Annotated in this window: 2 protein-coding genes; both read right to left on the bottom strand. The window is 72.6% G+C overall.

Going from position 1 to position 3,379, the window contains the following annotated elements; genetic code table 11:
- Positions 1–2,421: phosphoenolpyruvate synthase (locus ABZV34_RS37825; RefSeq protein WP_356287334.1), on the bottom strand; the 2,421-nt coding region annotated here is incomplete at its 3' end.
- A 101-nt stretch (positions 2,422–2,522) separates the two neighbouring features.
- Positions 2,523–3,379 (bottom strand): beta-ketoacyl-ACP synthase 3 (locus ABZV34_RS37820; RefSeq protein ID WP_356287331.1); only part of this gene is annotated, 857 nt, incomplete at its 5' end.

The raw sequence follows: 3,379 nt of genomic DNA, 5'->3' as shown, positions 1-3,379 counted from the left end.
CCAGCCGCCGCGTTCGAGGTTGCCCGACCAGTAGGCCGCGCCCCGGGTGGTGAACCGTGCGGGGGCGCGCAGCGCGGCGTCGTCGGCCAGGTGCCGGCGGCGCAGCGCCACCAGGTCCCTCAGTTCGCTGTCGGTGAGCATGCCCTCGTAGGCCCCGCGGACCTCCTCCAGACGCAGCAGGAACACGTCGTCCCAGGCGTCGAGCGCCCCGGCCCGCGCCAGGTCGCGGCCCATCGCGCGCAGCATGCGCTTGGCCGCCCCGAACGCCCTGGTACGGCAGAACCGCAGCCGTTCGCGGTCCGCGAGCGAACGGCGGGCCTTGCTCCGGACGAGTTCGTAGACCCGGCGGCGCGGGCCGCGCAGCCGCCCGTCGAGGTACACGTCGGCGTCCCCGCCGCGGCCCGCGCCGGTGGCGGGGCCGGCCAGGGCGCCGCGCAGCATGGTGAACAGCCCGGCCGGGTCCTCGTGCAGATCCGGGACCTCCAGCTTGAGTTCGTCGGGGCTGCGGTACCCGTAGGAGGCGATGTACGCGTCGACGGCGGCCAGCACCTCGGTGTGACCGCCCTCGCGCAGCGCCTGGTACGCCTCCTCGTCGGAGGTGGTCCCGAGCAGCCGGCGTACCTCGTCGTCCGCGGTGGCCAGGGCCGCCAACTCGGCCAGCGCCCACACCGGTTCGGCGGACTCCAGGTCGCCGCCGGGGCTCGCGGCGGCCCAGGTGAACCACTCGGGGGCGCCGGGCAGCCACCTGCGGGTGAGCAGGGCCAGCAGTCCGACGGAGAGCAGGATCGCGGCGTCGAGGGCCTGCATCGGCCCCCATCTCTCGATCAGTTCACGCTGCAGCCGCCGGAAACGCCGGTAGGTCTCCTCGCCCGGCAGCGCGTCGTAATCGACGTTGTTGAACACCTCGTAGGCGCGGTAGAAATCACGGTGGAAGGCGTCCACGGATTTCCCCATGGTGAGGAATTTCCGGGTGAAGACGAGCGTGCGGTACAGGCGGTTGAGGCGGCCCCGAAGTCCCGGCCGGGGAGCGAAGGGGTGCAGTGCGTCGGCCGCCTCGTCGGAAATGCTCTCCTCGACTCCGAGGGATTTCTCCAGCACCCGCCGGTTCAGCCGGTAGAGGGGAGCAAGACGCACCATCCGGTACCAGTGCAGGAGGTTGTAGTAGACCCGGCCGTGGAAATAGCCGAGCAGATGCGGGGTCCATTCCTGGACCTCCCGCAACTGGTCCGGCGTGACCGCGAGCGCGCGGGCGTAGCTCTCGTAGACCTTGGCGTAGGTGTCGGCGGCGAAGCTGTAGGTGAGCGGGGAGACGACGCCGCTGAAACTCTCGATGATGTTGGAGTTGTCCCAGATCCGCAGCTCTCCCCGGGCCTCCTCGGCCTCCGCGGACGGCGCGGGTGGCCCGGCCTCCTCGGCCGGCCCGGCCGGCGCGGCCGTGGAGCCGGCGAGCGGGGTGGTGACCGGGCGGGACTGCAGCACCCACACGGTGTCCCCGGCGATCGCCCACTCGATGTCCTGCGGGGTGCCGTAGTGCCCGGCCACCCGGGTCCCGACGTCATGCAGCCGGGCCAGGTCGCGCGCGCTGAGCGACAGCACCTCCCGGTCGGCCTCGGAGACCGGCCGTACCGCACAGCCGGACCCTGTACCGGCCCCGTAACTCTCCCGCTTGTCGCCGACGACCGTGTGCAGCCGCTCGCCCGACGCGGCGTCCAGGACGACCGTGTCGGCGTCGACGGCCCCGGAGACCAGCCCCTCGCCCAGCCCGTACACGGCGCTGACGACGTACCGGCCGGTGCTCCCGGTCGTGGGGTCGGCGGTGAACAGCACCCCGCTGCGCTCCGCGGCCACCATGCGCTGCACGATGACGGCGACGCCGCCCGCCGAGGGCGCCAGCGCGCGCTGCGCGCGGTAGTGCAGGGAACGCTCCGAGAAGGCGGACGCCCAGCAGCGGCGGACGTGCGCGACGACCTCGTCGAACCCCGAGACGTTGAGGAAACTGTCGAACTGCCCGGCGAACGAGTGCTCCGCGCCGTCCTCGTCCGCCCCCGACGAACGCACCGCCACCAGGCCGCCGCCGACATGCCCGTAGGCCCGGCGGACGGCATCGGTGACGTCCTCGTCCAGGGGCGCCCCGGCGATGAGCGCGGCGATCTCCGCCGACGTCCGCCGCTCCCCGGCCCGCGGCGCACCGGCCAGGAGGGCCGCCAGACGTGTGTCGAGTCCGCTGCGCCGGGTGAATTCCGTGAAGACGTCGAGGCCGATCACCGACCAGTCCGGTACCCGGAAACCGGCGGCGGTCAGGGAATGCAGGTTCTTTCCCTTTCCGCCGGCCCATTCGGCTGTTTCGGCCGAATCACCGGTACGGGTGAGGACACGTAAGGACGTTGCGGACCGCTGGCCGGATCCCGCGATGGGCGACACGTGGTTTCCCTCCGGGTAGTCGATCGGTTTCCCTCCCGAAGGTCTCACGGCAGGTTCCGCGAAATACTTCCGTGATGACGGTCGTAGGTATTCACCTAAGTTCACGGGCAGTTCACTGCCGACCCCGGCAGTTCCGTACGCAGCGGCCGCAGTTCGGGCCAGACCAGGGCCGCCGAACCCCAGGTGAGCCCGCCGCCGAACCCGGTCAGCACCACCTTCTGACCGGGCCTCAGCTCGCCGGAGGCGGCGCAGTCGGTGAGCGCGAGGGGGATCGACGCGGCGACCGTGTTGCCCAGCGCGGCGATGTTGGACAGGAACCGCTCGGCGGGCAGGCCGAGGCGCCTGGCGACGGACGTCAGGATGCGGGCGTTGGCCTGGTGCAGCACGAAGGAGTCGATCTCCTCGGGCCGCCAGCCGGTGTGCGCGGCGATCTCCTCCACCGACTGGGCCATCCGGCGCACCGCCTGCGCGAAGACCGCCTGCCCCCGCATCGTGAAATAGGTGTCCTCGGTCTTCGTCGGCAGGCCCGTGGAGCGCTGCCTGGAGCCGCCCGCGGGGATCTCGATGAGGTCGGCCTCGCCGCCGTCGCTGCCCAGGCTGAACCCCAGCAGCGCACCCGGTTCGTCGGCGTGGCCCGCGCGCAGCACGACCGCGCCCGCCCCGTCGCCGAACACCACCCGGGTGCCCCGGTCCGCGGGGTCGAGGATCGTGGAGAACGTGTCGGCGCCGATCACCAGCACGCTGTCGGTGATCCCCAGCGAGATCAGCCCGGCACCGGTGGCCAGGGCGTACACGAAACCGGTGCACACGGCCTGCACGTCGAACGCGGGCACCGGGCCCAGGCCGAGCCGGCTCGCCACCTCCGGCGCGGTCGCCGGGCACAGGCGGTCCGGAGTGCTCGTCGCCAGGACGACGGCCCCCACCCGCTCCCGGCCCGCCGACGCCAGCGCGTTGCGCG

The organism is Streptomyces sp. NPDC005195, from assembly GCF_040608315.1.
In the GTDB taxonomy this organism is placed as follows: domain Bacteria; phylum Actinomycetota; class Actinomycetes; order Streptomycetales; family Streptomycetaceae; genus Streptomyces; species Streptomyces kaempferi.
Note: the sequence above shows the minus strand (reverse complement) of the source record. Positions and strands in the feature narration are given on the sequence as shown.